This is a genomic window from Myxococcus sp. XM-1-1-1 (assembly GCF_020037095.1).
GTDB lineage: Bacteria > Myxococcota > Myxococcia > Myxococcales > Myxococcaceae > Myxococcus > Myxococcus fulvus.
Genome location: NZ_JAIQDH010000016.1, coordinates 247,626 through 253,625 on the forward strand (window position 1 = coordinate 247,626; position 6,000 = coordinate 253,625).

4 protein-coding genes are annotated in these 6,000 nt (G+C 72.4%); all 4 read left to right on the forward strand.

Translation table 11 applies throughout. The annotated features are described in order from the left end of the window. Window positions 1-38 precede the first annotated feature (38 nt). A complete protein-coding gene (locus tag K8640_RS28150; RefSeq protein WP_223749879.1) occupies window positions 39-743 on the forward strand; it encodes a phosphatase PAP2 family protein in 705 nt (234 codons plus the stop codon). Between the two features lie 205 nt (window positions 744-948). Beyond that, window positions 949-2,697 (forward strand): histone deacetylase, encoded by a 1,749-nt coding sequence (locus K8640_RS28155; protein WP_223749880.1) that lies wholly within the window; start codon window positions 949-951, stop codon window positions 2,695-2,697. Window positions 2,698-2,735: 38 nt separating this feature from the next. Next, a complete protein-coding gene (locus K8640_RS28160) occupies window positions 2,736-3,395 on the forward strand; it encodes an acyltransferase (RefSeq protein ID WP_223749881.1) in 660 nt (219 codons plus the stop codon). 240 nt (window positions 3,396-3,635) lie between these two features. Further along, the gene (locus K8640_RS28165; protein ID WP_370640403.1) at window positions 3,636-5,672 is read left to right on the forward strand and encodes an ATP-binding protein; all 2,037 of its coding nucleotides are present in this window, start codon (window positions 3,636-3,638) and stop codon (window positions 5,670-5,672) included. Window positions 5,673-6,000 lie beyond the last annotated feature (328 nt).

The following is a 6,000-nucleotide window of genomic DNA, read 5'->3' on the forward strand; positions in this document are numbered from 1 at the left end:
CGAACATGTGGCGTGGCTTGTGGGCTCAGTGGGCGCGGATGTCGGACCGGAACGTGGCGGTGACGCGGCTCTTCGGGATGCTGCTGCTCCTGGCGGTGTGCTGCCTGGGCTTCATCGCGCTCTCGGACGAGGTGACGGAGGGCGAGACGCAGGACTTCGACGAGCGCGTGCTGCGCCTGCTGCGCAGCCCCCAGGACCCGTCCCTTCCCCGAGGCCCCTGGTGGCTGCGGCTCACCGCGGAGGACGTGACGTCGCTCGGCGGCGCGCCGGTGCTCTTCCTGGTGACGCTCGCGGTGTGCGGCTTCCTGCTCCTGGTGCGTCGCTACCGGACGTTGCTGCTGGTGCTCGTGGCCACCGTGGGCGGCACGCTGCTCAACGGCCTGCTCAAGCAGTTCTTCTCTCGCCCCCGTCCCTCCGTGGTCCCGCATCTCAAGGAGGTGATGACGACCAGCTTCCCGAGCGGCCACGCGATGCTGTCCGCCATCGTCTACCTCACCCTCGGCGCGCTCCTGGCGCAGCTCACCGAGCGCCGACGCCTCAAGGCGTACATCCTCACCGTGTCGCTCCTGCTCCCGGTGCTCGTGGGCCTGACGCGCGTGTACCTGGGCGTGCACTACCCCACGGACGTGTTGGGCGGCTGGGTGGCGGGGCTCGCGTGGGCGCTGCTCACCGCGCTCTCCGCGCGGGGCCTGCGCCGTCGCAGCCCGGCCCTGCGTGAAGAGGCCCGGCGTCAGGTGGAGTGAACGCCGCCCTCGTCCACCAGGGCCGCTTGGTCGCCCGGTCGCCGACTTCCGGACCCTCTCAGCGGCTGAGAGCAAACGACCCCCGTCTGCGCGCCCACGAAAAAGCCCCCATGGGCCTCCCGCTGGGCGAAAGTCGCGCTCCCGTGCGCCGTCCATCCCGCTGCCCTCCGAGTCGTCCGCTCCCACCTCGCGCGAGGTGCGCGGCATGAGCGTGTGGCGCTGGCTGGGCCGGTGGCTTCCCTTCGCTCGCGGCGAGCACGTCCCCATCTTCTACGACGAGGACTACCGCCTCCCGCTCACCGGCATCGAGACCACCGTCGGCGTCGAGCCTCGCGGCGTGGACTTCACCACGTGGTATCTCCTCGAGAAGCACGTCGTCCGCCCCGAGGACGTCTACCACCCCAGGCAGGTCAGCTACGCGGAGCTGTCCCGCGTCCACGACGCCGCCTACCTGGAGTCCCTCGGCCAGCCGGAGACACTCGCTCGCATCTACGCGGTGGACCCGTCCGAGGTCCCCGTCGACACGCTCCTCTCCAACGTGCGCCTCGTCTGCGGCGGAACCCTGGGCGCCGCCCGGCTCGCGTTCGGCCGCAGAGGCCCCGTGGTCAACATGGCCGGCGGCTTCCACCACGCCGCCCCGGGACGCGGTGGCGGCTTCTGCGCCGTCAATGACATCGCCGTGGCGCTCGCCGCCCTCCAGGCCGATGGCTACGAAGGACAGACGGTCGTCCTCGACCTGGACGCCCACCCACCCGACGGCACCGCCGAGTGTCTCGCCGGCCACCCCAAGGTGTGGATCGGCTCCCTGTCCGGCAGCGACTGGGGCGCGCTGCCCGAAGGCGTCGACGAGACGCGCGTCCCCGAGGGCGTCACCGACGAGCAGTACCTCGCCCTCCTGGAGGCGATGCTCGAGCGCATGCCCAAGCCTCGCCTCGCCTTCGTCATCGCGGGCTGCGACGTGCTCGCCGGAGACCGCTTCGGCCGCGTGGGCCTCACCGTGAAGGGCGCGCGGCGCAGGGACGAGCTCATCGCCCGGGCGCTGCGCGGTGTGCCCAGCGTGTGGCTCCCCGGTGGGGGCTACCACGCCGAGTCGTGGAAGGTCTTCGCCGGCACGGTGCTCGTGCTGTCCGGCATGGCGGGCCGTCGCATCAAGGCGCGCTATGACCCGATGAGCGCCCGCTACCGGCGCATCTCGCGGATGCTGTCCCAGGAAGGCGCGCCGCTCGATGAGCCGCTGACGCTCGAGGACCTGGAGGGCTCGCTGGGCCTGGGCGGCGCCGTGCAGCCGCGCGTGCTCGGCTTCTACACGGCGCAGTCGCTCGAGTACGCGCTGTTCCGCTACGGCCTGCTGTGGCAGGTGGAGCGCCTGGGCTACAGCCGCCCCCGCGTGGAGGTCAGCTCCACCGGCGCCGGAGACCGCATCAAGGTCCTGGGCCGCGCGGGCGGCGAGGAGCACCTGCTGGTGGACGTCGTCGTGGAGAAGCGCTCCATCACCGGCGCGCCGTACTTCTTCGTCAACTGGCTGAGCCTGCGCCACCCCCGCGCGCGCTTCAGCGAGCGGCGTCCCCAGCTCCCCGGCCAGGACGTGCCCGGCCTGGGGCTCGCGCGCGAGGCCACGGAGATGTTCGTGCTCATGGCCAGGCGCCTGGGGCTCGCGGGCGTGGCCTTCCGCCCCATGTGGTACCACCTGGCCGTCGTGGCCCGCGCGCGCTTCCGCTTCGCCGACCCCGCGCGCCAGGGGCGCTTCGAGGCGATGATGCGCGACCTCGCGTCCATGCCGCTCCTGGAGGCCACGCGCGCGATGGCCGAGGGCCGCGTGATGCTCGACGGCGAGCCCTACCGCTGGGAGGCCGACGACATGGTGCTGCCGCTCGAGCCCATCCCCGTCGACACCGACGCCATCACCGCCGAGCGCGAGCGCCACCACTTCACCGTGGCGCCCCGGTCCGGCTGAGCCCCCGCGCCCCCGCGCGGACATGGTAGGCAGTGGGCGTGGACCTGGACGCGCTCCGCCGTGAGCAGCACAAACGCCGCCTCTCCTGGATGCCGTGGCTCTACTTCGTCCTCAAGCCCCGCCACCGGGGCTGGGCGGAGGCGTGGCAGCAGGAGGTCCAGGCGCTCCTGATGGAGCTGGAGACCGTCACCATCGCCCAGGGCTGCTTCGTCGCCCCCGAGGCCCGCATCTTCGCCGAGCCCGGTCGCACCGTCGCCCTGGGCCCCGGCTGCAGCATCGCCGCGGAGGCCTTCGTCCACGGGCCCGTCACCCTCGGTCCGCGCGTGAGCCTCAACGCCCGCGTGAGCCTGGATGGTGGCGCGGCCGGCATCCGCGTGGGCGAGGGCACCCGCATCGCCAGCGGCGCCACCCTCTACGCCTTCGACCACGGCCTCGCCCCGGACCGTCCCGTGCGTGACCAGCCCGTCACGTCCCGGGGTATCAACGTGGGCGCGGATGTATGGATAGGTGCCAACGCGGGCGTGACGGATGGCGTCACGATTGGCGACCACGCGGTGGTGGGCATGGGGGCCGTCGTCACTCGCGACGTGCCGCCCTGGGCCATCGTCGGAGGGGTGCCCGCCCGCGTGCTCGGCGACCGCCGCGAGCGCCCCCGCTCGGGGATGCCGGGCGGGTGGGAGCCAGGCGACCAGGGGTGAACCTTCTCCGCCTTCATTGACTTCCCGACATTCGCCGCCCCTATGCTGGAGGGGAGGTCGCCACCGGGAGGGGCACAGGGTCTGGAGCGGTTTTCACCCGACCCCCCGACGCGGGCGCAGGAGGCCGAAGTGGCAGACGAGCGGCGGGACGTGGGGCGCGTCGAGGCCCTGGCACAGGTTCCCGAGGCGAGCACGAGCGGCCTGACCGCGCGGCCCGCGTCCACGGATGGAGGGGCCGCGGTGGCGCGGCGGCTCCAGTCCCTGGATGGGCTGCTCAGCGAGGTGGTCTTCCAGCTCGACGCCCAGGGGCGTGTCACGTGGCTGGGGCCCGGGTGGGAGAAGCTCACCGGGACGCTGGGTGTGGTGTCGCAGGGACATCCGCTGACGGACGTGGTGCATGGGCTGGACCGCGAGAGCGCGCGTCACCTGCTGGAGTCGGTGGCCACGCAGCAGGTGTCGGACGCCCGGCAGGAGCTGCGCCTGTTCGTCGGCGGCGAGTCGCGCTGGGTGGTCCTCACGGCGCGCGGCGTGCCGGGGCAGCTCGGTGAGGTGGTGGGCACGCTGCTGGACATCGACTCGCGTCGGCGCGCCGAGGAGGCCGTCGCCACGCGCGAGCGCTACCTGGAGACGATGGTGGAGGTGCAGCGGCGGATGATGCCGCACCAGGACCCTCGGGACTTGTACACGTCCGTCGTCGAGCCCCTGGGGCGCGTGTCCGCCGCCTCCCGCGTCTACGTCTTCGAGATGCACCGCGCGCAGAACGGGGCGCTGCTCGCCTCGCAGCGCGCCGAGTGGTGCGAGCCGGGCATTCCTCCCAACCTGGAGGACCCGAACATGCACGGGCTGCCGCTCCTGGAGGCGCTGTGGCCCGAGCAGGCCGCGGACCTGATGCGCGGCGAGCCGGTGCAGGGCTTGCCCCAGGACTTCACCGAGGTGCTCACGCCCATGCTGGAGGCGCAGGGCGTGCGCTCGGTGCTGCTGTTGCCGCTGCACGTGCACGGACAGCTCTTCGGCGTCATCGGCTTCGACAACTGCCGGGAGGCGCGGCCCTGGGGGCCCATCGAGGTCAATCTCCTGTCGGGCGCGGCGGGCACGCTGTCGCTCGCGCTGGAGCAGCGCAACGACAAGGCCCTGCGCGTGCGCACGGAGACGACGCTGCGGCGCACCGAGGCGGGCGTGCACCTGCTGCTCGAGTCCTTCCCGGACCCGGTGATGGTGCACGTGGGGGACGGGGTGTTGCTGTCCGTCAACCCCGCGCTGGTGCAGTACCTGGGCTATCGGGACGCGTCGGAGCTGCTCGGGCGGCACGTGCTGGAGCTGGTGCGCGAGGAGGACCGGAGCGCGGCGCAGCTCTACCTGGGGCAGGCGCTGGAGGGGAAGGGCGCGGCGCGCGCGGTGGAGGTGCCGCTGGTGCGCCGCGACGGCGAGACGGTGGTGGCGGACCTGGTGACGCTGGCCGTGGTGTTCGACGGGACGCCCGCGTGGGTGACCATCGCGCGGGACTTCACCGAGCGGAAGCGCTCGCAGGCGCAGCTGATGCTCGCCGACCGCATGGCGTCCATGGGGTTGCTCGCGGCGGGCATCGCGCACGAGCTGAACAATCCGCTCGCGTATGTGTTGTCCAACCTGGACTTCCTGCACGCCACGGTGGGCCCGCGCGCGCGGCCGCTGACGCCGGACGACCTGGTGGAGTGTCGCCAGGTGCTGGACGACGCGCGCGAGGGCGCCGAGCGGATGCGGCAGATTGTCCGCCAGCTGCGGGTGTTCTCGCGGGTGGACGACACGCGCGAGGAGCCGGTGGACGTGCACCGGGTGCTCGACTCGGTGGCGCAGATGGCGGCCAGCGAGGTGCGGCCCCGCGCTCGACTGGTGAAGAGCTACGGCGAGGTGCCGCCGGTGCGCGGCAACGAGGGCAAGCTGTTCCAGGTGTTCCTCAACCTGGTCATCAACGCCGCGCACGCGATTGAAGAGGGCCAGTCGGAGACGAACGAGATTCGCATCACCACGCGGCCGGACGACGGCGCGCGCGTGCTGGTGGAGGTGAGGGACACCGGCGGCGGCATCCCCCCGGAGCACCTGCGCCGCATCTTCGACCCGTTCTTCACGACGAAGTCCGCGGGCATCGGCACCGGCCTGGGCCTGTCCATCTGCGACACCATCGTCACCGCGCTCGGCGGACACATCTCCGTCGAGTCGTCCGTGGGCGTGGGCACCACCTTCCGCGTGGCCCTGCACGCCGCGCCCCCGGGCATCTCCGACGCCCACCGGGGGCTGTGACGCGCTGTCCGGTGACACGCCACCGGGTGTGGCGTGTCGTCGAGACCTGAGCAGGCCTGTCCGGTGAGTCGTCACCTCGCGCGGCGAGTCGTCGAGACCTGAGCAAGCCTGTCCGGAGATTCTTCACCTCGCGCGGCGTGCCGACACGGCTTGAGCAAGCCCGTCCGGTGACACGCCACCTCGCGCGGCGAGTCGTCGAGACCTGAGCAAGCCTGCCCGGTGATTCGTCACCTCGCGCGGCGTGCCGACATGGCTTGAGCAAGCCCGTCCGGTGACACGCCACCTCGCGCGGCGAGTCGTCGAGACCTGAGCAAGCCTGCCCGGTGAT

What these genes read in the sequence shown, in the direction of transcription:
- K8640_RS28150 (WP_223749879.1), top strand. Translation starts at nt 39, where the DNA reads ATGTCGGACCGGAACGTGGCGGTGACGCGGCTCTTCGGGATGCTGCTG.
- K8640_RS28155 (WP_223749880.1), top strand. Translation starts at nt 949, where the DNA reads ATGAGCGTGTGGCGCTGGCTGGGCCGGTGGCTTCCCTTCGCTCGCGGC.